Below are 20833 nucleotides of genomic sequence, written 5' to 3'. Positions count from 1 at the left end.
GGTTCGCCTCCAGTTGCTCCCCACCCCGCCTCTCAGCGACGCAGTTACCTTCGGCTTCGGGGCTGTGACTTACCCCGACGCGGACTTGCACCGCGCTGATACGCGCCATCGTGGGCGCACTCATCCCGGCGAATGCCGGGATCTGCAGCGGTGGCCGAGAAAGCCGGTGGTCAGCGAAACGTTGGAGATCCCGGCCTGCGCCGGGATGACTAGCGTCAGAGAAACCGGCCGTACCAGATCGACACCATCATCGCCGCGCCCAGCGTCAGCAGCCACTGCTGGATGGGCGCGGGTTCGGTGCGGGGCCGGCGCTCCACGTGGCGGTGGTTCAGGAACAGCGCCACCGAGGCGCCGCCCGACAGCACGAACACCAGCGCCAGCGTCAGGCCCACGATGGACCCGTTGTGGTGGGCGGAGATGCCCATCACCATCTGCCCCATCAGGCCTCCGACCAAGGCGCAGGCCAACATCTTGTTGGACAGGTACGGAACGACGGATCGGGCGGAGGGCTTGCTCATGGGGGTCTCGCGGTGAAGGCTCCAATCTAACGGGTCCCCGCCGGCCGCGTTGACCTGAAAACGTGTGGTTACTGACACCAGTTCCGGCTTTTGGAGCCGGTGCCGTCCGACACACGGCCCGGCCGAGACTGGTGATACTGGGCCGGCATGCCCACAATGGACGATCTGGTGGTGGCCCGCCCGCAGGGCCTGTACTGCCCACCGGGCGATTTCTACATCGACCCGTGGCGGCCGGTCTCGCACGCGCTGATCACCCACGCCCACGGCGACCACCTCCGTGCCGGACACGCCCACTACCTGACGGCCGAACCCGGGCGGCAAGTGGTGCAGGCGCGCGTCGGTAACGTGGCGCTCGACACCCTCCCCTACGGCGAACGCCTGGTGCACCGGGGGGTCACGGTCTCGTTCCATCCCGCCGGCCACGTGCTGGGGTCCGCCCAGGTGCGGCTCGAACACGGCGGGCGCGTCTGGGTCGTCTCCGGCGACTACAAGACCGGCCCCGACCCCACCTGCCCGCCGTTCGAACCCGTGCGGTGCGACACGTTCATCACCGAATCGACGTTCGGCCTGCCGGTGTTCCGTTGGGCGCCGCAGCAGCAGGTGTTCGCCGAGATCGACACCTGGTGGCGTGCCAACGCCGCCGCCGGCCGCGCGTCGGTGCTGTACGCGTACGCGTTCGGCAAGGCGCAACGGGTGCTGGCGGGCATCGATCCCGCCATCGGCCCCATCGGCCCCATCGTCATCCATGGCGCCATGAGCGCGATGAACGACGCGTACCGTGCGAGCGGGGTGGCGTTGCCCCCCACGCAGCTGGTGCCCGACACCGACCCGGCCGACCTGCGCCGCGCCCTCGTGCTCGCGCCCCCGTCGGCCCAGGGCAGCCCGTGGCTCAAGCGTTTCGGGGAGTTCAGCGACGCGTTCGCGTCGGGCTGGATGCAGTTGCGTGGCACCCGCCGGCGGCGTGGGCTCGACCGCGGTTTCGTGCTGTCCGACCACGCCGACTGGCCCGGCCTGCTGGAAGCCATCACGGCCACCGGCGCGCCACGCGTGATCGTGACCCACGGCTACGTGGACCCCTTGGTGCGGTACCTCGCCGAACAGGGGTGGGAGGCGGGTGCCTTCAAGACCGAATACGGCGACGAGGCCGAGGGCGACCCGGAGGTGACCACGTGAAGGCGTTCGCCCACCTGTTCGCCGAACTCGACGCTACCACGTCGACGAAGGCCAAGACCGACGCGCTGGAAGCGTACTTCCGAAGCGCCCCCCATGCCGACGCCGCGTGGGCGCTCTATGTGCTGGCCGGCGGCAAACCGCGCCAGACCGTGCCCACCGGCCTCATCCGCAGCACCGCCCGCGAGATGGCCGGCGTGCCCGAGTGGCTCTTCGACGAGAGCTACGACGTCGTGGGCGACCTGGCCGAAACGGTGGCCCACATCCTGCCGCCCCCCACCGCGGCGGTGGACGTGCCGCTGCATGTGTGGATGCAGGAGCGGCTGATCGCGTTGCGTGGCCAGCCGCCCGGCACGCTGGCCGTGGCCTTGCGCGGCTACTGGAACGAACTCGACACCGCCGGCCGCTTCTTGTTGACCAAGCTGATCGGCGGCGGCTTCCGCGTGGGCGTGGCCCGCAACCTGGTCGTGCGGGCGCTGGCCCAGGCCGCGGGGCTCGATGCCAAGGTACTGGCGCAGCGGATGATGGGCTACACCGACAAGCAGCACACCCCGTCCGCCGCGGCGTTTGCCGCGCTGATCGACCCCGGCCATGTGGCCACCACCAGTGGGCAGCCGTACCCGTTTTTCCTGGCGCACCCGCTGCAAGCGCCGGTCGAGTCGCTGGGCGACCGGGCCGACTGGCTCGTCGAATGGAAGTGGGACGGCATCCGCGCGCAGTTCATCCGGCGCGGCGGCGAGGCCTGGTTGTGGTCGCGCGGCGAGGACCTGCTGAACGGCCGCTTCCCCGAGATCGACGGTGCCCACGGGCGCTTGCCCGACCACACGGTGCTCGATGGCGAGATCGTGGTGTGGCGCGACGGCCGCGTGATGCCGTTCGCCCAGTTGCAGCAGCGCATCGGCCGCAAGAACGTCACGAAAAAGATCCTCGCCGACTTGCCTGTGGCGTTCCTGGCGTACGACCTGCTGGAGCTGAACGGCGAGGACCAGCGCGCGCTGCCGATGTGGCAGCGCCGCGAGCGGCTCGAGGCCACCGTCCCGGCCGACGACACCTCACCGCTGAAGGTGTCGCCCCGGGTGGATGCTGCCGACTGGCCCGCGCTCGCGGAACAGCGTGGTGAATCACGCGCCCGCGGCGTCGAGGGGTTCATGCTGAAACACCGCGACGGCCGCTACGGCACCGGCCGCACGAAGGACGTGGGCCTGTGGTGGAAGTGGAAGGTGGACCCGTACACGATCGACGCGGTGCTGATCTACGCGCAGAGCGGCCACGGCCGGCGGGCGAACCTCTACACCGACTACACCTTCGCCGTGTGGGACGGGGACGCCACCGACCCGGCGAACCCGCGCCGCCTCGTGCCATTCGCCAAGGCCTAGTCCGGCCTCACCGACGAAGAGATGCACCTCGTGGACCAGCGCATCCGCCAGACCACCACCGAGAAGTTCGGGCCGGTGCGCAGCGTGACACCCACGCTGGTGGTGGAGCTCGGGTTCGAGGGCATCCAGGCATCTCCCCGCCACAAGTCGGGCCTGGCCGTGCGGTTCCCACGCATGCTGCGGTTGCGCTGGGACAAGCCGGTGGACGAGGCCGACACGCTCGCCACGCTGCGCGCGCTGTTGCCATGATGCCGTTGCACCACCGCGACCCGCGTGGAAACTCCCCGTAGGAAGCATCGCGGAGCGCAGCGGATTGGAGGTTGCCGCCGCGCCCCGCCGGACCGTGACAAATGTCGCGTGGGTTTTGGTGAACATCGCCACAACCGCGACAGACGGTCACCCCGCGCGGGGGCCCCCTGTGGAAAGATCCTGAATTGCCCTCAGCGGCCCGGCTGCCCACCCTGTCGTACCGGCGGCCCGATCTGGAGTCACCCCATGAAGTTCATCCTGTCCGGCCTGCTGGCCGCCCTTGCCATCGCCTCGCCGCCCGCGTCTGCCGAGATCTACGTGGGCCAGACCTCGGGGTTCACCGGCCCGGTCGCCGCCTCGGTGAAGGAACTGACCGAAGGCGCCCGCCTGTACTTCGATGCCGTCAACGCCGCCGGTGGCGTGAACGGCCAGAAGATCGAGCTGATCAGCCTCGACGACAAGTTCGAACCGAAGCTCGCGGCCGAGAACGCGCGTTCGCTCGTCGTCGAGAAGAACGTGGTCGCGCTGTTCCTGAGCCGCGGCACACCCCACACCGAGGCCATCGTGCCGCTGCTCGCACAGCACAAGGTGCCGCTCGTGGCGCCCAGCACCGGCGCGATGGTGCTGCACAAGCCAGTCAACCCGTACATCTTCAACGTGCGCGCCACGTACCAGCGCGAGGCCGAACGGGCCGTGCGCCACCTGAGCCTGATCGGCCAGGACCGCATCGCGATCCTCCACGCCGACGACTCCTTCGGCGCCGACGTGGCCATCGGGGCCGACGCCGGCTTCATGGGCGTGGGCAAGAAGCCCGTGCTCAAGATCGCGTTCGACCGGGCCAAGCCCGACTTCAGCCAGGCCGCGCCGGCCGTCGTGAAGGCCGATGCGCAGTCGGTGATGGTCATCGGCACGGCCGCGGCAGTGGTGGACGCCACGAAGGCCATCCGCGCCCTCGGCTCGCGGGCCACGATCGTGACCGTGTCGAACAACGCGTCGGTCGGGTTCATCAAGCAGATGGGCACCAACGGCCACGGCACCATCGTCACGCAGGTGTTCCCGTACGAACGCTCGATGTCCGCCCCCATCGTGAAGGAGGCGTCGGACCTCGCCCGCGCGAAGGGTTTCGACGGCGTGTCGCCCGCGCACATGGAAGGGTTCAGCGCCGCGAAGGTGCTGGTCGAAGGTCTCAAGCGCGCCGGCCCGAAACCCACCCGCCAGGGCCTGATGGCCGCCCTGAACACCATGCAGAAGGTGGACCTGGGCGGCATGGAGCTGAGCTTCAGCCCCAGCGACCACACGGGGCTCGTCTACACCGACATGTCCATCATCAGCGAAGACGGCAAATTCCGGCGCTGAAACCTCCCGCGAACACGGACCATGCGCCGCCTTCCGTGGGCCCGGGGAGAAGGCGGCGCGGTGCTCACGGCTGCTTCGCGAGCCGGTTGACCATCCCCACGATCGCCTTCATCTGTACGCTCGACCTGTAGGCATAGTTCCCGCCGGTGTAGCCCCACCAGTCCCAGCAGCCTTGCGGGTTGAAGGGGACGGTCGACTTGTTGACCTGTGGATACAGCACGAGGATGTTGTTGTTGTCGGCCCAGTTGTTGTAGCCGGTGTCGGTGTAGAACTGGTTCCCGACCGACTCGGTGGACTGCGCGCAGCCGTGGATCGCCACATGCACCTTGCAGTGCGCATCGGATGCGGCGCAGCTCTGCGGCACGTACAGGTACGCCGTGTCGGCCATGCCGGTGGTTGCGGGTGCATAGGCGCGCTGGTTGAAGCTGACGATCTGGCCGGTGGGTGTGTCGACACGCGGCTTGAGCGTTCCGTAGATGTGCTGCAACAACGCCCCGGCCTGGTCGTACCCCGCGTCACCGAGGTTGCAGCGGCTGATGTACGGGGTGGCGTTGGCCGAACAGTCGTTGCCGAAGCTCGGCGTGATCACCGCGTGCCCGGCCGGCAGCTCGTTGACGTACTTCAGGTTGTCTTCCTTGATGCCCACTTGCTGGAAGAACGACACGGTGGCATCGACCGCCGGCTGGCGCACGACGGTGTCGTCGGTGCCGCTGAAGACGTAGACGCGGCGCCCGCCCAGGCTGCTGAGCGGGTCGATCAACCGTGAGCTGGCGAAGCTTTTCGCGGCGCTGACCATCAGCGCCGGATTGGGCGGGAAGAAGGGCACCTGGCCCATGCAGATGCCCGCGAAGGTCATGCTGTTGGCCGCGCAGTAGTACGGCCCGCCGGCCACGACACCAGCGCCGATGATCGAACGCGAGTAGGCCACCTGCAACTGCACGGCCATGAACGCGCCGGAGGAAAGGCCGGACACCGATGTCTGCTGCGGGTCGGCGCCGTAGGCGGGAAGACTGTCCGGTGGTGCGGCGATCACGGGGCCGGCGAGAAGTCCGGCAAGTACGACACTGGCGAGGCTGCGAGTCGTGTACATCGTGTCTTCCTTGAGGTGATGGTGTTCTGAGTCTGCGGGCAATCGGGGCCGCGAAGAACCATCCCTCTGCGCGGCCGGGGGCAATTTGCTCAAAAGGGCCACGAGGCTGTCACGCCTGCGGCGCAAGCGCCGCGCAGTGGACCGCCCGTCGCGTTTCGCCGGTGCGAAGTCCGCTTCGCATGACCTGGCGGCGGCACGCGCGAACTGTGAACAATGGGCACACACACCCGCGACGGCCTCGCAGCCTTGGGCGCGGTGCAATCAATGTGCTTGAGGCATGCAGCCGGCGTTCGAGCGAAGCGAAGGACATGTGCTCATGGGCTCGGGAATTTCCCATCTTGGTTCCGCATTGAACAGCGTCTGCGGCCGCCGGCAGGAGGTCGCGTCTGCCCCCGCCACGCAGCCAGGGCGGCAAACCGGCGAATGCGGCCACGCCGGCCCGTTGTCCGGCTTGGCGGGAATGCGGTGGACGCGTGGCGGCTCGCTGGCGGAAGAGGCCATGCCCGCGCCGCGCAGGCGGGCAGGCAAGCCCGCGGTGAGTTCCCGGCGTCCCGCATCGACGTCTGACGCGCTTGTCCAGATGCCTGCCTGCGTCCGTCCTGATTCATCGCTATCGGCGTTGCCATCCCCGCTTCTGGGAAAAATCGCCCTTGCCTTGCGCAGCCCGGACCTGTTCGAGACGTTCAACCATCTGCATGCGTTGTCGATGACGTCCCCGGAACTTCGCGCGCAGGTGCTGGGCGACGAGCGCTTGCGCTACGACCATCTCCAGGGCTTGGTCGAGGTGGCCAACACCCTGGCGGAAGTACTCCCGTTCGACAGGTGCGCCCATGACATGCTGTTCTCGCTCGACACGATGCTGACGCTCTTGTCGCCCCGCAATCGCGAGCACATCGTCAAGGTGGCCACCCGCGTCGGGGACGGCAGCATCGAGGAAGCGCACAAGGCGCGCATGCTGGTCATGCTGGTGCGTGGCGCGGGCCAGTTGACCGAGTCGCAGCGCGAACGTGTGGTTTCCGCGGTGATGGCCCAGCCGTGCCGGCTGGCCAGCTTGACGTTCGCCATGGAACATTGGAGTGAAGCGCAGCGCGAGCGCATCGTGGCCGCCGCGGCCGGCGCCGAGGAACGTGTCCTTGTGGATGCCCTGGAGGGCCTGGGCGCTGCGATGGCGCATTTGACCGAGGCCCAGTGCGATCGCCTCCTGGCTGCGGCAACAAGCCTCTGCGACCAGGCCTCGCGGGCCGATGCGCTGACACACCTGTGCGCCGGAATGAAGCACCTGAGCCAGCCCCAGCGCGAGCGCTTCATCGACGCGATGGCCGACCTGCCCAACCAGGCCAAGGCGAAGGTGCTGGCCGCGATGGGAGAGGCGATGGCACACCTGGATGAAGCACAACGTGCCCGCGTCTTCGATGAAGCCCTGTTCGGCACGAGCGATCTCCAGGTCCTTCTCGAAGCCGAGGCCTGCGCACTGATCGGCATGGTGGACGGGATGGCGCATCTGCCTCCCGCGCAACGCGAGCGTCTCCTCGATACGGCCATCGGCCTCGATCATGCGAAGTTCAAGGCGCGCGTCCTGGCCAGGCTGGGCGCCGGGATGGAATCCCTGAGCGAGGCGCAGCGTGATCGTCTCGTCGATGCGGTGATGGGCATGGCTGACCAGGACGCGAGGGCCATGTCACTGGCCGGCTTGGTGGGGAACATCAGGCACCTGGGCATCTCCCAGCGCGAACGTGTGCTTGCCGCGTCATTGGCGGTCTCCCCTCCGCATGTGAAGTCGCAACTGCTGGGTGGATTTGCGGACGCCATGGCACACCTGGGCGAGGTCCAGCGGGAGCGTCTCCTCGACGCTGCCATCGGCATCGGCCCGGAGGCCGAGCGTGCCGTTGCATTGACGGGGCTTTCAGGGGGGCTTGTGCATCTGAGCGACGCACAGCGCGATCGACTCATCGACGCAGGGTGCGCCTTGGAGCGCCCGCGCCTGAGAGCGGGCATGATGGCCGCGCTGGGTGCCGGGGCGGCGCATTTGAGCGAGGCGCAGCGTGACCGCCTGCTGGACGAGGCCGCCCGCCTTGCCGTGCCGCGGAACTTCTCTGTCGCGCTGAAGGGACTGGCGGCCGGAGCCGGGGCATTGAATGAAGCGCAGCGCGAACGCATGGTCGGCCTCGTGACCGGAATTCACATCGAAGAGGATCGGGCCGGGGCGGTGGCAGCGCTGGGCGCCGGCTTGGCACATCTGAGTGAATCGCAGTGCGAGCGTCTCCTGGCGTCGGCCATCGACATCCGCCCTGGGCGGAGTTGGCGGACCGTGGGACGTGCCTTGAAAGAACTGGGCGTCCGGATGGAGCACCTGAGCCCGGCGCTGCGCGAGCGTCTCGTCAGGGTCGTGATGTCCGTGCCTGACGAACAGGCCAAGAGGGCCGGGCTGGACGGACTGGTTGCCGGTGTGGCTGCCATGGTGGAGAACCTGCATCGGCTGTGGGCAGCCACCTCCGATTGACCTGGCGCCAGGTGTTCCGCGCCATTGAAGCCTGAGGCATCAAGGCTCTCGTTGGCACCAGCCATGGTCGTCCTCGCAGTGCGCAGAGTTTGTGCCGCCCGCTCCGCGGCTACGCGTGCTGGAGAAGCAGACCGATCCATGTTCGATCCTCGTCCAGGATTGGATTCAAGGCATCACCGGGGGCGGCATCAGGCGCGTCGGTCGCACTGGCGTTTACGGGGGGGCGCCTGAAGTCCTATGCCTCGCCGCCCCCGCGTGGGCTGAACATGCGGGGGAAGAACACCGGCGCGCCGCGGTCCTTGAGCTTGTATCCCATCGGAGGCCGGTTCGCACTGCTCTCGACGATGCCGGTCTCTGCGAGGAAATCGGCCGCGAGCATGCGCGTGCGGAAGCTGCTTTTGTCGACCGGTCGGCCGAGCACGACTTCGTAGGTGCGCTGCAGTTGCGGCAGAGTGAACGGCTCGGGCAGCAAGAAGGCCGGCAACGACGTGTACTCGACCTTGCTGCGCAGCCGCTCGACGGCGGCGCGCAGGATCTCCTCGTGGTCGAAGGCGAGGCGCTGCGACTTACGGCCGCTGGCCAGAAGTTCGTCGACCTTGAACCACGCAACATCGGCCGCGTTAGCACCCTTGGCAAGCTCGACACCTTCGGCCGGCATCAGCGCGAAGAACGCATGCGTGGCTGACCATCCGCGCGGGTCACGTGCCGCACCGCCCCAGCTGCCGAGTTGCTCCAGATATGGGCTCGCGACGCCGGTCTTCTCGCGCAGCTTGCGCCGCGCGCAACTCTGCAGGTCGGCGTCAATGTCGACATTGACGAAGCCGCCTGGCAGCGCCCATTGCCCCGGGAACGGCTCACTCGTTTCGGTCGGGCGCTGCACGAGCAGCACCTCCAGCCCGCCGCCTCGCACTGTGAAGATCACGATGTCGACGGTCGTGTACGGGAGCGGAAAGGCCGGACGGGGGACTCTCGTCGCCGCCGGTGCCCGTGCCTTGCGGTTGCTCATTGCCATGTATCCGGAACTTTCCGCTTGACCACTTTCAAGCATGGTTGTACTGTACCACTATTGAAAGGTGTATTGAGCAACTAACAATGAGCAGAACGATCACTGATATCCGCAACGCTGCGCAACTGATCGAAGTGATGCAGGCCGGCGCGCGCCCGAAGTATCTGTTCTTTTGGGGCCACCGGGCCGCCAGGGACGGTCGCGTCACGGCGTCATGCTTCAGCCAATGGTGGCCGGCTGAATTCCAGGTCGACGGGATCGAGTACGCGAGCGCCGAACACTACATGATGGCCGAGAAGGCGCAGCTGTTCGGCGACGATGCGATCCGCGCGCAGATCCTCGCTGCGCGCACGCCGGCCGAGGCCAAGGCGCTCGGCCGCAAGGTCGCAGGATTCGACGACGAGCATTGGGAACGCGAGCGGTTTGCGATCGTCGTGGCCGCCAACGCGGCGAAGTTCGATCAGCATGTTGCACTGCGCGAGTTCCTGGTTCAGACCGGCGATCGCGTGCTCGTCGAGGCGAGCCCGGTCGACGTGGTCTGGGGCATTGGCCTGCCGGCCGGCCATGAGGATGCCGAGCGGCCCGAAAGCTGGCGGGGGCTCAATCTGCTCGGCTTTGCTCTGATGGAAGTGCGCGAGCGCCTGACGAAGAACCGAATTACCAAGGAGAAAGAAGATGAGCACCCCCGAGCTGACGCAGATCAGCAAGTTCCTTAGCCTCGTGCTGCGGCACAACCCACAACGCATCGGCATCGAGCTCGATGCGGCCGGATGGACGGACATCGAAGCGCTGCTCGCCAAGGCCGGGCAAGCCGGCAAGCCGATCACGCGCGAATTGCTCGAGAAGATCGTCGCCGAGAGTGACAAGCAGCGCTTCGCGATCAGCGACGACGGCTCACGCGTCCGCGCCAACCAGGGCCATTCGGTCGAGGTAGACCTCGAGCTGCCGGTTGTCGCGCCGCCCGAGCTCCTGTATCACGGCACGGCCGACCGCTTCCTGCCCTCGATCCTGCGTACGGGCCTCGAGCGTCGCAATCGTCACCACGTCCACCTGACCGCCAACCGGGCGACCGCCATTGATGTAGGCAGCCGCTATGGCCGGCCGGTCGTGCTGAGCGTAGCGGCGCGGCGGATGGTCGAGGCAGGACACGAGTTCAGGTGCTCCGCGAACGGGGTGTGGCTCGTTGAGGCGGTGGCGGTGGAGTTCATCGAGGTCCAGTCATGAGGCCGGTTTCGGCGAATCGATCTGACCGTGCGGCGATGGCGCAGCAGACGTTGGCGATTCTCGAGGCGGGCGGCTATTCGGCCGCCTCGGGTGCATGGGTCTCGCTGGAGACTTCGGTGGTGCACTGCCTCAATGCAACACGGCTCCACGAGCCTGAACAATTCGATGCACTGATTGCGCGCCGCGCGCCGGCGGATGCAACGATGCCTTCGGCGACGCTCGAGGTTCGCAACGAGACGACGCTGGCCGGCATCGCGAGGCTTGTCGCCGCCGGTGAAGGACCGGTCTCGGCGCTGAACTTCGCCTCGGCCAAGAATCCCGGCGGCGGGTTCCTTGGTGGCAGCGAGGCTCAGGAGGAATCGCTCGCGCGCAGCTCGGCGCTGTATGCATCGCTGTTGCGGGAGCCGTCGTACTATGAGCGGCACCGCGCGACGACATCGTCGCTCTACAGCGATGCCATGATCGTGTCGCCCGACTGTCCGGTGTTTCGCGGAGACTCGGGCTGCTTGCTCGAGCGCCCGATGACTGCCAGCTTCATCACCTCGGCGGCGCCCAATGCGGGCGCTTTGGCGTCAAATCAGCCAGACCTGTTGCCCAACCTGCACACCGTGCTGTTGCGCAGAGCCGAATGCGTACTCGCGCTGGCCGCGTCGCGTGGCGATCGGTGCATCGTGCTCGGCGCATGGGGCTGCGGCGTGTTCCGCAACGACCCGGCAATGGTGGCAGATGTGTTTGCCGAATTGCTTATCGACCGCGGGTGGGCGTCAAGCTTTGCGCATGTCTGCTTCTCGATCCTGGATCGGTCGTCGGGAGGCCATGTCTTGAGCGCGTTTGAACGCCGTTTCGGATGAGCAGGCCTGGCCGCGCCGTGAAGGTCGCGCTTCCGACCGCAACAACAAGAACGACAACATGGACAACGAACCTCTGATCAAGGTCGCGCAGCCGCTACCCACTTCGCTCTTCAACGAGCAGCGCGCCCTCTGGCCAGCGCAGGGCGAGCATGTTCTCGCGCACTACGATGTCGACAGCATCGTTGTTTACCAGGCCTTCCGCGAATCGACGGGGCGCTATGCGATCGAGCACCAGCGCTTCGGTGAGCCCGACTACAGCCTCGATCGCATGAGCTGGATCAAGCCGAACTTCCTCTGGATGATGTATCGCTCGGGCTGGGGCACAAAACCGGGGCAGGAGGTGACCCTCGGCCTGCGGATTCGCCGCAGCTTCTTCGATCAGCTGCTCGCAAGAGCTGTCGCGTCGTCGTTCGACCCCGCGTGCGGTCCGAGCAAGACCGAATGGAAGGCCGCCGTCCTGAGTTCAGAGGTCCGTCTGCAATGGGATCCCGACCATCTACCGGATGGCAGTAGGTGCGAACGCCGTGCAGCGCAACTCCACCCGCACACGGAGCGCGCCGACTGCGAAGCGCCACGGAGCAACCCTACGGCTGTTGCTGCAACCATGCGCGCGGTGACACGCCAACCTTTTGCGTGAACACGCGGGACAAGGCCGCAGCACTGGCATACCCCAGGTCTCCCGCCAGCTGCTTCACCGCAATGCCGCGCCGCAACTCCGCCTGCGCGATGGACAGGCGCCAGTGCGCCAGGTAGTCCGCCGGCGTCTCGCCCACATGGGCCTTGAACGACGCGGCGAACACACTGCGTGACAGGCCCGCGCACCGCGCCATCGCTTCGAGCGACCACGCACCCCCCGGCCGCTCGTGCACGGCCACCAGCGTGCGCGCCAGCGCCGGGTGGGCCAGGCCTGCCAGCAACCCGAGCGGCACAGCACCTTCGGCCGGGTGGTCCAGCAACCACCGCAGCAACTGCAGCAGCAGCACCTCGAACAGGCGGTCGGCCAGCAGCCGCTGGCCGCAACGCACGCGCTCCGTCTCGGCAAACAGCAGGGCGAGCGTGTGCTCGATGCCTTCAAGCTGCGCGATGGGCAACACCACCACGGGCGGCAGCGCGCGCGCGAGCGGGTGGTTCTCGCCACCGTCGAACGCGAGCGTGGCGCACGTGAAGTCGCTGTCTTCCTCGGGGGCGTTGTGGAACGCGTGCGCGAGCGGGCGCGGATAAAACAGCACGCTCGGCTCCCGCACCTCGATGCGCGGTGGCGCACCGGGCACGAGGCCATGGGTCACGGCCATATCTCCCCGCCGCATCACGTGCAGGAACCCGAGGCCCGGACGCGCCGCGTAGTGGGTCACCCCACACAGCGGCCCGGCATGGAACAGGTGCGCCCGGACGCGAAAGCGCTCGAGCAGTGCCGACAGGCGATCCACCGGTTCGAGATGATCAGACATGTTTTCAGGACCGAATGATGCCCATCGTGCCGGACGCCGCGAGACACTGACCGCCGTGCCGATGCGCAACCCTACTCCGCAACGACAGGATCCGCCATGTCCCGCCTGCGCCTCGTCCAGACCCGGACACGTTCGACCCCGTCCCATCGGTTCACGAACTGTGTGAACATCGCGTTCGACGCTCCGGTCGGCTTGCCCGCCGTGCCCCTCCAACGCGCGGCCTGAACCCCCATGAAGAAAAAGTGCCTGGTGTTGCGCCATGTGGCGTTCGAGGACCTCGGTGTGTTTGCCGAGGGACTCGCGTCGCGCGGTTTCGAACTCGATGTCCGGCAAGCCGGCGTCGATGCACTCACCAGCGCCGACTGGCACCAGGCAGACCTGGCGGTCGTGCTCGGGGGCCCCATCGGAGTCTACGAGACGGGCCGCTACCCATGGCTCGGTCAACAGATCAGCCATCTGGGCGAACGGCTCGCCGCCGGAGGCGCCACGCTCGGTGTGTGCCTCGGGGCGCAGCTGATCGCCGCGGCGCTCGGCGCGCGCGTGTACCCGGGCCGCGCGAAGGAGATCGGCTGGGCGCCGGTGACGCTGACGCCGGCCGGACTCGCCGGACCGCTGCGCGCGTTGGACGGGGCCCCGGTGCTGCACTGGCACGGCGACACCTTCGATCTCCCCGAGGGGGCCACGCTGCTGGCGTCCACCGCCATCACCCCCCACCAGGCGTTCGAGGTGGACGGCCATGTGCTGGGCCTGCAGTTCCACCCCGAGGTGGACCCGCGGCAGGTGGAGGCCTGGCTGATCGGGCACACCGGTGAACTGGCGCACGAAGGCATCGACCTGGGCACGCTGCGCGCCGACACGGCCCGGTTCGGCGCTGCGGCGGCCCAGGCCGGACGCACGCTGATGTCGGCCTGGCTCGACCGGACATTTCCTACGGGACGCTGAGGCTCCGTCCGTTGGGCACGGGCCGCGATCGGGCGTGCAATGGGGGTTCCGACCTGACAGGAGGACCCCTCATGAACCTCACTTCCCACCACTGGAAGCCTGTCCTGTGCGGCATCACCGTGCTGCTGGGGCTGGCCGCGGCCACGAGCGCGGCCGCAGCCGGCACCGAATCGGCCGAGGCCGAAATCCTCATGATGGACAAGAACGGCGATGGTGTGCTCACCGCCGCCGAACACGCCGCCGGCGCCCGAACCATGTTCACCGCGATGGACACCGACCAGGACGGCCGTGTCACCGCCCCCGAGATGGACCAGTACACAGCCCGGACCACCCGGCACGAGCGGGATGCGCAACCGATGTCGTCGGCCGAGAAGATCAAGCTCGTCGATGCCAACGGCGACGGTGTGCTGACCGCAGACGAACACCGCGACGCGTCGGCCCGCATGTTCGACACGATGGACACCGACCGCGACGGCACGCTCGACCGCGCGGAACTGGCCACCGGCCACGCGAAGATGCTGCTGAAACGGCCGAAGTGACAGGACGACGGTGGGCGGCGGCGGCGCTCGTGTAGGCTACCCAGCCTCGCGACCACCCCGGAACCCGCCCGAGATGCTGCTCACCTCCCTGCTGCTGGGCCTGTCGATCATCAGCGCCTGGTGCCCGCCGGTACGGGTGGCCGGCCGCGGCGTGCCGCCCTGGATGTTCCTCCTCGCGGCCACGCTGGCCAGCGCCACGTGGCACGGCCTGGCCGACGTGCGCGGTGTGGCCGCCGTGGCCGTGCTGGTGGTGGCGGCCCAGGCGTCGCTCGCGGTGCATGGGCGCTGGCCGCGTGCCTTGCTGACCGCGTTCGCCGCGGCACTCGCCCTGGCCCTCGGGCTGCGCCTCGTGCCCGGGTTCGTGCCCATCGTGTGGGTGCCCGACCTGCGCCTGAGCCCCGATGCTGACCCGTTTCGCTTCACCGCCCACGTCGACCCGGGTGCCGCCGGCCTGGTGCTGCTCGCGTGTTACGCACCACGCTGCCTCACGGCTGCGCACTGGCGTGCCACGTTCGCCAGCGCCTGGCCGGTGATGGTGGCCACCACCGTGGCGGTGATCGGACTCGCGTGGGGCATCGGCCATGTCCACCCCGACTTCAAGTGGCCGTGGTTCGCCGCCGCCTTCCTCGCGAAGATGCTGTTGTGGACCTGCGTGATGGAGGAGGCCTTCTTCCGCGGGCTGCTGCAGGAGCGGCTGATGCGCGTGCCGGCGCTGGCCCGCGGTCCGGGCCTGGCCCTCGCGGTCGGGGTGCCCGCGGGGCTGTTCGGCCTGGCGCACGCCGCCGGCGGGTGGGCCTACGTGGGCCTGGCCACGCTCGCGGGGGTGGGGTATGGCATCGCGTACGCGCGCACCCGCCGCATCGAGGCGGCCATCGCCACGCACTTCGTGCTCAACGCGGTGCATTTCGTGGCGTTCACCTACCCACGCGTCGCGGCCGGGTGACACCGCGCCCCGTCGGAGTGCGGGCGGCCCTATCGCAAGCTCAGCTATCGCGCCGGGTGCCCCCTGCGCACGAACGCTTCCGCTAAGGTGATCCGAGGTTCCGATCGACACGGAGGTCCGCGTGGCTTTCCGCACCCTGCTCTACCGCTATTTTTTCTTCGGCTGGTTGTTCCACGACGTGAATCGCGGCAACCTGTTCGAGCGTTCGGCCGCGTGGCGGCACAACCAGACGCAAGCACGGTGGTTGCCCACTTACATGCGCCGCTGGTTCGTGCTCGGGGTGCTGCTGTACGTGGGCGGCGTGTTCGTGGAACACACGTTCTCGGCCACGGTGCTGTCGAGCTTCCTCTACATGCCGTGGGTGCTATGCGTCTCGTTCAACGCCACCGCGTTCGTGGCCTGGGCCGGGCTCAAGTCGTTGCCGGGGCCCGCGCCATGACGCGGCGTGTCAGTAACCGATCTCCACGCGGTACCCGCGGAACTCCAGCACCGCCGACTTGAGCCGGATCTGCTTCAGCACGAGGCCCTTGCCGAGCGCATCGCCCTCGTGGAACACCTGGCCGTTGAGCACCACCATGCGCTCGGCCGGGCGGTCGGAGTACATGGCGCCACCCACGTTCAGTTTCGGCAGGTCGCGCCGCACATCCTCCGGCAGTTCGTTGACGCTGTAGACGCGGTTGCTGCCCGCGGCCGGTGCTGCCGCGGGCGGCACCATGGTGATGCCTGGTGGCACCCCCGGTTTGGCCGCCGGGGTGTCGGGCAACGCCGCCCGCGGTGCCGGCTTGGGTGCCTCGGGTTTCGGCGCATCGGGCAGCGGCGGCGGAAAGTTCGGCAGCGCGTCGGCGCTCGGCAGCGGGGCCGGGGCCGGTGCGACGGGCACGGGTTCAGGCGGCGGCGGCGGGGCTGCGGCCACCACCGGCGCGGGCGGCGGCTCGCTGCGCGAGAGGAACGTCCACCCCCCCGCGGCCGCGAGCGCCAGGGCCACACCCCCCAGCACCCACAACCATGGGCGGGCGGGGCTGGCGGGCAGGTCGGCGTCGGGATCGCTGTCCACCAGCACGGGCGGTTCGGTCAGGCCCGTGGGGGGTGGGGGCACACCGCGGCGCTCCGCATCGGCCTTGCGCAGGGCATCGAGGATGTAGGACATGGCGGCCTTTCAGGGAGCAACCGGTTCGGACGACAGCTTCGGTTCGTCCACCCCGGCTACCCGGTTCAGTTGCATCAGCGTGGTGGGTCCCGGCAGGCCGTCGGGCTTCAGGCCCTGGGCCAGCTGGAACGCGGCCACGCGGGCCTGCAGCCGGTTGTCGAACACCGACGGCGAGGCGGGTGGCGCTTCGCCCCCGGCCTTGGCCAGCCCGGTGGCCAGCCAATCGACGAGGGCGCCTTTCTGCCCCTTGTCGACACGGTTCGTGAACCCCGGCGGCACCCGCCAGAGCGTGGCGTACTCCCCGCGCCAGATCTTCGCGAGCGACACGAGGGAGATGCGCTGCGACACGTCGCCCATGCGCAGCACCGCATGGCGTTCGCCGAGCCCGGTCAGCAGCGCGTACGCCGGCTTGTCGCTTTCATCGTGCAGCGTGACGATGCCGGGGCGGTCGAGCTGGCGGATGACGGTGAGGTCGGCGCTGCGGCGGAAGCACTGCAGCTCGTGCTGGCGCGCGGCGGCACACGCGTCGTTGCCGGCCAGGTCGGCCTTCCAGGCGGCGCCGAGTGCCCGCCAGGCGTCGTCCTCGACCCGGGTGGGTGAACCAATGCCGGTCTTGACGGCCGCGGCCGACGGCGCGCGCGCTGGAGCGGGCGCCGATGCTGGTACCGGCGGCGCCGCCGCCACGGCATGCACGACGGGCGCCGGCCGCGGTGCGGCGGCTCGCCCGGACCACAACCAGGTGGCCGCACCGAACAGCAACGCCCCGCCGAGCACCCCAGCCCCCAGCAGCAGGCCGCGGCGCGGCGCCGGCAACGGCGGCGGCTCGGGTTCGTTCTTGTAGAACACCTCCTCGGCGGCGCGCTCGACGGTGGCCAGATCAACGGTGCGCTTGCCTTCGGTGTACGCCCCCAGCAGCGCCCGGTCGCACAGCAGGTTGATGCGGCGTGGCACCCCCCGCGTGAGCTGGTGGATGCGCCGGCGCACCCTGCGGTCGAAGGGCCGCAACTCGGCCTGTCCGGCCACCGCGAGGCGGTGGCGGATGTACTTGGCCGTGTCGGCCTCGGACAGTGCGGGCAGATGGAACCGCGCGGTGACCCGCTGCGCGAGCTGCTCCAGCTCCGGGCGCGCCAGCATCTCGCGCAACTCGGGCTGCCCGATCAGGATGATCTGCAGCAGCTTGCGTTCGTTCGTCTCGAGGTTGGTGAGCAGCCGCAGCTGTTCCAGCACCTCGGCGGCGAGCATCTGGGCCTCGTCGACGATCAGGATGTTGCTGAGCCCGATGGCGTGCGTGCGCAGCAGGAACTCGTTGAGCGGGTCGATGAAGTCCTTGACCGTGGCATGGGCCGGGTCGGGGTGCGCGACGGGCACGTGGAACTCGCCGCAGATGGTTTTCAACAGCTCGAGCACCGTGAGCTGCGGGTTGAAGACGTACGCGACGTTGCAGCGCCGGGGCAAGTGTTCGAGGAAACAGCGGCACACCGTGGTCTTACCCGCACCAATCTCGCCGGTGAGCAGCACAAAGCCCCCGCCCGCCGTGGCGCCATAGCGCAGGTGGGCGAGCGCTTCGCGGTGCCGCTCGCTCATGAACAGGTAGCGGGGGTCGGGCGCGATGGAGAACGGCTGCTGTTTCAGGCCGAAGAATTTCGCGTACATGGGGGCAGAGGATACTAGGATGAGGCCCCCCAGTCGGCTATCGCCTCCTGCCCCCACGGGGCGACCCCGGGTCGGCCGGCAAAGCCGGTCCTCGCGGGTGGCTTGATCTTTCGCCTCGCTTCGCTGGCTCGGCCCACTTCTTCGGCCTTCAGCGCGGCATCGACGGGTCTCGTCGAACGGGTGACTTAGACTGGGCCGTCGTGCACTTGCACGTCGTTGTCCCGGGAGATCCTCTTGAAGTTTCAGATGGCGAAGAACTCGCTCTTCGCGGTGTTACTGCGTTCGCCATGGTGGATCAGCCTCGCCATCGGCCTGGCCCTGGGCCTGGTGGGTTTCGCGCTGCTGCCCGTCCAGTTCCGGGTGGCGGGCGCGCTGTCGGGCATGCCCTTCATCGTGATCTGTGTCATCGCGGCCCGCCGCCAGTGGCACCTGCCCAGCGCGGCACGTGTCGCGCAGACGCAGCAGGCGCTGGCGGCCATGACGTGGCCGGCCTTCGCGGCGCTGCTGGAGCAGGCCTTCCAGCGCGATGGCTACACGGTGCAGCGCAGCCAGGCCGACAGCGTGGATTTCGAACTGGAACGCCAGGGCCGCCGGATGGTGGTGTGCGCGCGGCGCTGGAAGTCGGCGCGCACGGGGCTGGAAACCTTGCGAGCCTTGCAGGGCTCGCGTGAAACCCGGGACGTGACGGATGCGCTGTACATCGGCCTGGCCCCATTGAGCGACACCGCGGTGCTCTATGCCCGGGACCACGGCATCACCGTGTGGCAGGCGGCCGAGCTGGCCCATGCCTTGCGCGACCTGCCGCTGCCGCCGCCCGCCGTTCGTTGATCGAACCCGCAACGGCACCATTGAAGCGCGGCGGGTTGGCCACGCATTCTTCGCATGGATGCACGTGTGTTCGCACTGCACCTGTCTTGCGCCGAGGTGGCGCATAGGCTGCCCGTTGTCGACCTGGCGTCAAAGCCAGCCTCACCGGGCAGTAGATGAGATTCAGCAACCTTTTCCGATCGAACCGCACGAACGCGGGGGCCAGCAGTTCGTCAGCGCAGCGCCAGGAGCCACCAGCACCGGAGGCGCACGCAGCCCGCACCCCGCCCGGATCGCCGTTGGGAATGCTGCCCCGCCGCCAGGGTGCCGAATCGGCCAACGAAGGCAGACCCAGGCCAAGAGCGGAAATCAGGCATGGCGCGAACGTGGCGGCAGGAAGTTCCGCACCCATGCCGAGCCAGGCCGTGCTGGAGCACGCGTTCCGCATGATGACGGGAGTAGATCGCCACACGATCGACGGGATGACCGCGGAGAACACGCTTGCCGTGACCCATCATCTGCATGCCGTTATCACGACGCGGCCATCGCAACTGGACCCGAGGGTACGCAACGCAGCGCAGCAAGCGAATGGCAGCGCGGAACAGTTGATACGCAACCTGCTGGCTTTGGTAACCGCAAGTTCGCCCGTGCTGCCCGCGAATCACGACGGCAATCGCTCGCGCATGCCGCGCCCGGAGGTGTCGAGAAATGCGATCGCCATGCTCCCTGACGTGCTCGACACCGAACCGCCCGAGGTGAGGGGCAACGTGATGCATCATCTGCAGAACATCGCGACGCTGCGAACGGACGAACTGGCGTCGGATGTGCGGCGAGCGGCACGAGCGGCGAACAACGATCCGGAACAACTGGTGCGCAACCTGCTGGCCATGGTGAGAGCAAACCCACTGCAGGCAGCCTCAGACATGCGGCGCCAGATGCTGGCGGATGCGATGAACATGGTCACTGGCGCGCACGACACCGACCTGACCGAGGAAACGGGCCGCAACACGTTCAACGTGATCAACCATCTGCAAGACATCGCGACGAAGCAACTGCACGCACTGAAGCCGGAAGTCCGGCAAGCGGTGCAAGAAGCAAACAACGATCCGGCACAACTGGTGCGCAACCTGCTGGCCCTGGTGACAGCACGCCCGGCTGTGCTGTCGGATCGGCCCGGCTCTGTGGAGCAGCCCGCCATGCCGAGCCGGCAAGTGCAGATCGATGCGATGGACATGATCACTGACTTGCACGACACCGACCTGAGCAAGGAGACGGGCCGCAACACGTTCAATGTGATCAACCATTTGCACGACATCGCGACACTGTCACTGGACGAACTGAAGCCGCCTGTCCGGCAAGCGGCGGAAGAGGCAGACAACGATCCGAAACAACTGGTGCGCAACCTGCTGGCCCTGGCGACAGCAACCCCGCCTGTGCTGTCGGATCGGCCCGGCTCTTCGGTGCAGCCCGCGAATCCGCCAGACGAAGGCGACCAAACGAACGGCGCAAACGACGCACCGCAAGCAAGCCGCCCAGCACAACTCATCCGGTCAAATGCTTTCAATGCCGAGCGTTACCGCACCGTGGTCGGCGAAGGCCCTGGCGCTGCAACTCCGTCCCGACCGGGGACAGCCAGCAGGGGAAGTTGACCCTTTTCGGAACCGGTGGCGGAGAGTCAGCCAAGCACCCAGCGAGGCGTCACGGCCGCCAGGCCAACGTCGTCCGCGTGTTGACGTCGGTGGCCGAACCGACGACGGATGCGGCCTCCACCAGGCCCGACCGGTCGCCCGCACCGAGGTTGAGGCCCGCGCCGCGGTACTCGACGTCGCCGTGCAGGTTCAATGTGCCCGATGCGCCCTGGTTCGGTTCGAAGAAGCCGAGCGGGTAGAACGTGGTGCGCACCTGCGCGGAGCCAGACACCGTGAAGGCGTTGTTGCCCCACGGGCTGCCCGTCACGCCGATGACACTGAGGCCGCCCACGGTGCCGCCGGTGACCGAGCCGTTGGCCACGATG

At 68.2% G+C, this 20833-nt stretch carries 20 protein-coding genes and 1 pseudogene; 14 read left to right on the top strand and 7 right to left on the bottom strand.

Features of this window, described 5'->3' with window-relative positions; translation table 11 throughout:
- Nucleotides 1-215 precede the first annotated feature (215 nt).
- Nucleotides 216-518 (bottom strand): hypothetical protein, encoded by a 303-nt coding sequence (locus tag ASC87_RS24145; protein ID WP_157604297.1) that lies wholly within the window; start codon nucleotides 516-518, stop codon nucleotides 216-218.
- A 147-nt stretch (nucleotides 519-665) separates the two neighbouring features.
- On the opposite strand from ASC87_RS24145, the gene ASC87_RS24140 reads away from it, so the two are divergent.
- The 3 genes and pseudogenes from ASC87_RS24140 to ASC87_RS24130 all read left to right on the top strand — a co-directional run bounded on the left by ASC87_RS24140 (nucleotide 666) and on the right by ASC87_RS24130 (nucleotide 4669).
- Nucleotides 666-1691, top strand: a complete 1026-nt coding sequence (locus tag ASC87_RS24140) for a ligase-associated DNA damage response exonuclease (RefSeq protein WP_056668774.1) — start codon at nucleotides 666-668, stop codon at nucleotides 1689-1691.
- A pseudogene (locus ASC87_RS24135) lies at nucleotides 1688-3313 on the top strand (ATP-dependent DNA ligase). The gene ASC87_RS24140 and the pseudogene ASC87_RS24135 overlap by 4 nt, the downstream one beginning before the upstream one ends.
- A gap of 246 nt (nucleotides 3314-3559) precedes the next feature.
- Nucleotides 3560-4669: an ABC transporter substrate-binding protein gene (locus ASC87_RS24130; protein WP_056668771.1), complete on the top strand. Its 1110-nt coding sequence runs from the start codon at nucleotides 3560-3562 to the stop codon at nucleotides 4667-4669.
- 64 nt (nucleotides 4670-4733) lie between these two features.
- On the opposite strand, the gene ASC87_RS24125 is transcribed toward ASC87_RS24130, so the two are convergent.
- Nucleotides 4734-5759, bottom strand: coding sequence for a PHB depolymerase family esterase (locus tag ASC87_RS24125; RefSeq protein WP_056668768.1), 1026 nt, complete (start codon nucleotides 5757-5759; stop codon nucleotides 4734-4736).
- 277 nt (nucleotides 5760-6036) lie between these two features.
- Here ASC87_RS24125 and ASC87_RS24120 point away from each other — a divergent pair, with 277 nt between their 5' ends.
- On the top strand, nucleotides 6037-8259 hold the full coding sequence (locus tag ASC87_RS24120; RefSeq protein ID WP_157604295.1) for a hypothetical protein: 2223 nt from the start codon (nucleotides 6037-6039) through the stop codon (nucleotides 8257-8259).
- 235 nt (nucleotides 8260-8494) lie between these two features.
- On the opposite strand, the gene ASC87_RS24115 is transcribed toward ASC87_RS24120, so the two are convergent.
- Nucleotides 8495-9265, bottom strand: a complete 771-nt coding sequence (locus ASC87_RS24115; protein ID WP_056668762.1) for an NUDIX domain-containing protein — start codon at nucleotides 9263-9265, stop codon at nucleotides 8495-8497.
- An 86-nt stretch (nucleotides 9266-9351) separates the two neighbouring features.
- On the opposite strand from ASC87_RS24115, the gene ASC87_RS24110 reads away from it, so the two are divergent.
- Genes ASC87_RS24110 through ASC87_RS24095 form a run of 4 tightly spaced genes read left to right on the top strand, consistent with a single transcriptional unit; the run spans nucleotide 9352 to nucleotide 11977 of the window.
- Complete coding sequence (locus ASC87_RS24110; protein WP_082568901.1) at nucleotides 9352-9981, top strand: NADAR family protein; 630 nt, start codon at nucleotides 9352-9354, stop codon at nucleotides 9979-9981.
- Nucleotides 9941-10489, top strand: coding sequence for an RNA 2'-phosphotransferase (locus ASC87_RS24105; RefSeq protein WP_056668758.1), 549 nt, complete (start codon nucleotides 9941-9943; stop codon nucleotides 10487-10489). The genes ASC87_RS24110 and ASC87_RS24105 overlap by 41 nt, the downstream gene beginning before the upstream one ends.
- A gap of 35 nt (nucleotides 10490-10524) precedes the next feature.
- A complete protein-coding gene (locus ASC87_RS24100; RefSeq protein WP_056668756.1) occupies nucleotides 10525-11340 on the top strand; it encodes a TIGR02452 family protein in 816 nt (271 codons plus the stop codon).
- On the top strand, nucleotides 11321-11977 hold the full coding sequence (locus tag ASC87_RS24095; protein WP_235582270.1) for a DUF4291 family protein: 657 nt from the start codon (nucleotides 11321-11323) through the stop codon (nucleotides 11975-11977). Before ASC87_RS24100 ends, ASC87_RS24095 begins: the two co-directional genes overlap by 20 nt.
- Here the strand turns inward: ASC87_RS24095 and ASC87_RS24090 are convergent.
- Nucleotides 11925-12788, bottom strand: coding sequence for an AraC family transcriptional regulator (locus ASC87_RS24090; RefSeq protein WP_056668749.1), 864 nt, complete (start codon nucleotides 12786-12788; stop codon nucleotides 11925-11927). The two genes, ASC87_RS24095 and ASC87_RS24090, sit on opposite strands and share 53 nt — an antisense overlap.
- A gap of 231 nt (nucleotides 12789-13019) precedes the next feature.
- On the opposite strand from ASC87_RS24090, the gene ASC87_RS24085 reads away from it, so the two are divergent.
- From ASC87_RS24085 to ASC87_RS24070, 4 genes are all read left to right on the top strand, one after another.
- Nucleotides 13020-13730 carry a glutamine amidotransferase gene (locus ASC87_RS24085; RefSeq protein WP_056668746.1) on the top strand — a complete coding sequence of 237 codons (711 nt, stop codon included), beginning with the start codon at nucleotides 13020-13022 and terminating at the stop codon, nucleotides 13728-13730.
- A 71-nt stretch (nucleotides 13731-13801) separates the two neighbouring features.
- Complete coding sequence (locus tag ASC87_RS24080; protein WP_056668743.1) at nucleotides 13802-14269, top strand: EF-hand domain-containing protein; 468 nt, start codon at nucleotides 13802-13804, stop codon at nucleotides 14267-14269.
- 73 nt (nucleotides 14270-14342) lie between these two features.
- Nucleotides 14343-15212 carry a CPBP family intramembrane glutamic endopeptidase gene (locus tag ASC87_RS24075; RefSeq protein WP_056668740.1) on the top strand — a complete coding sequence of 290 codons (870 nt, stop codon included), beginning with the start codon at nucleotides 14343-14345 and terminating at the stop codon, nucleotides 15210-15212.
- A 121-nt stretch (nucleotides 15213-15333) separates the two neighbouring features.
- On the top strand, nucleotides 15334-15651 hold the full coding sequence (locus ASC87_RS24070) for a hypothetical protein (protein ID WP_056668737.1): 318 nt from the start codon (nucleotides 15334-15336) through the stop codon (nucleotides 15649-15651).
- Between the two features lie 9 nt (nucleotides 15652-15660).
- On the opposite strand, the gene ASC87_RS24065 is transcribed toward ASC87_RS24070, so the two are convergent.
- Both ASC87_RS24065 and ASC87_RS24060 read right to left on the bottom strand, forming a co-directional pair.
- Complete coding sequence (locus ASC87_RS24065; RefSeq protein ID WP_056668734.1) at nucleotides 15661-16359, bottom strand: general secretion pathway protein GspB; 699 nt, start codon at nucleotides 16357-16359, stop codon at nucleotides 15661-15663.
- Between the two features lie 9 nt (nucleotides 16360-16368).
- A complete protein-coding gene (locus ASC87_RS24060) occupies nucleotides 16369-18012 on the bottom strand; it encodes an ExeA family protein (RefSeq protein WP_056668730.1) in 1644 nt (547 codons plus the stop codon).
- Between the two features lie 234 nt (nucleotides 18013-18246).
- Here ASC87_RS24060 and ASC87_RS24055 point away from each other — a divergent pair, with 234 nt between their 5' ends.
- Entirely contained in the window at nucleotides 18247-18840 is a 594-nt protein-coding gene (locus tag ASC87_RS24055; protein ID WP_235582269.1) for a restriction endonuclease, read from the top strand.
- A gap of 389 nt (nucleotides 18841-19229) precedes the next feature.
- Entirely contained in the window at nucleotides 19230-20468 is a 1239-nt protein-coding gene (locus ASC87_RS32805) for a hypothetical protein (RefSeq protein ID WP_056668724.1), read from the top strand.
- Between the two features lie 49 nt (nucleotides 20469-20517).
- On the opposite strand, the gene ASC87_RS32525 is transcribed toward ASC87_RS32805, so the two are convergent.
- Nucleotides 20518-20833 (bottom strand): hypothetical protein (locus tag ASC87_RS32525; protein WP_056668721.1); only part of this gene is annotated, 316 nt, incomplete at its 5' end.

The organism is Rhizobacter sp. Root1221 (genome assembly GCF_001425785.1).
In the GTDB taxonomy this organism is placed as follows: Bacteria; Pseudomonadota; Gammaproteobacteria; order Burkholderiales; family Burkholderiaceae_C; genus Rhizobacter.
Note: the sequence above shows the minus strand (reverse complement) of the source record. Positions and strands in the feature narration are given on the sequence as shown.

Excerpts from the sequence above, each read along its gene's own strand:
- ASC87_RS24145 (WP_157604297.1), bottom strand. The coding sequence starts at position 518 with ATGAGCAAGCCCTCCGCCCGATCCGTCGTTCCGTACCTGTCCAACAAG.
- ASC87_RS24140 (WP_056668774.1), top strand. The coding sequence starts at position 666 with ATGCCCACAATGGACGATCTGGTGGTGGCCCGCCCGCAGGGCCTGTAC.
- ASC87_RS24130 (WP_056668771.1), top strand. The coding sequence starts at position 3,560 with ATGAAGTTCATCCTGTCCGGCCTGCTGGCCGCCCTTGCCATCGCCTCG.
- ASC87_RS24125 (WP_056668768.1), bottom strand. The coding sequence starts at position 5,759 with ATGTACACGACTCGCAGCCTCGCCAGTGTCGTACTTGCCGGACTTCTC.
- ASC87_RS24120 (WP_157604295.1), top strand. The coding sequence starts at position 6,037 with ATGCAGCCGGCGTTCGAGCGAAGCGAAGGACATGTGCTCATGGGCTCG.
- ASC87_RS24115 (WP_056668762.1), bottom strand. The coding sequence starts at position 9,265 with ATGAGCAACCGCAAGGCACGGGCACCGGCGGCGACGAGAGTCCCCCGT.
- ASC87_RS24110 (WP_082568901.1), top strand. The coding sequence starts at position 9,352 with ATGAGCAGAACGATCACTGATATCCGCAACGCTGCGCAACTGATCGAA.
- ASC87_RS24105 (WP_056668758.1), top strand. The coding sequence starts at position 9,941 with ATGAGCACCCCCGAGCTGACGCAGATCAGCAAGTTCCTTAGCCTCGTG.
- ASC87_RS24100 (WP_056668756.1), top strand. The coding sequence starts at position 10,525 with ATGGCGCAGCAGACGTTGGCGATTCTCGAGGCGGGCGGCTATTCGGCC.
- ASC87_RS24090 (WP_056668749.1), bottom strand. The coding sequence starts at position 12,788 with ATGTCTGATCATCTCGAACCGGTGGATCGCCTGTCGGCACTGCTCGAG.
- ASC87_RS24085 (WP_056668746.1), top strand. The coding sequence starts at position 13,020 with ATGAAGAAAAAGTGCCTGGTGTTGCGCCATGTGGCGTTCGAGGACCTC.
- ASC87_RS24080 (WP_056668743.1), top strand. The coding sequence starts at position 13,802 with ATGAACCTCACTTCCCACCACTGGAAGCCTGTCCTGTGCGGCATCACC.
- ASC87_RS24075 (WP_056668740.1), top strand. The coding sequence starts at position 14,343 with ATGCTGCTCACCTCCCTGCTGCTGGGCCTGTCGATCATCAGCGCCTGG.
- ASC87_RS24065 (WP_056668734.1), bottom strand. The coding sequence starts at position 16,359 with ATGTCCTACATCCTCGATGCCCTGCGCAAGGCCGATGCGGAGCGCCGC.
- ASC87_RS24060 (WP_056668730.1), bottom strand. The coding sequence starts at position 18,012 with ATGTACGCGAAATTCTTCGGCCTGAAACAGCAGCCGTTCTCCATCGCG.
- ASC87_RS32805 (WP_056668724.1), top strand. The coding sequence starts at position 19,230 with ATGCCGAGCCAGGCCGTGCTGGAGCACGCGTTCCGCATGATGACGGGA.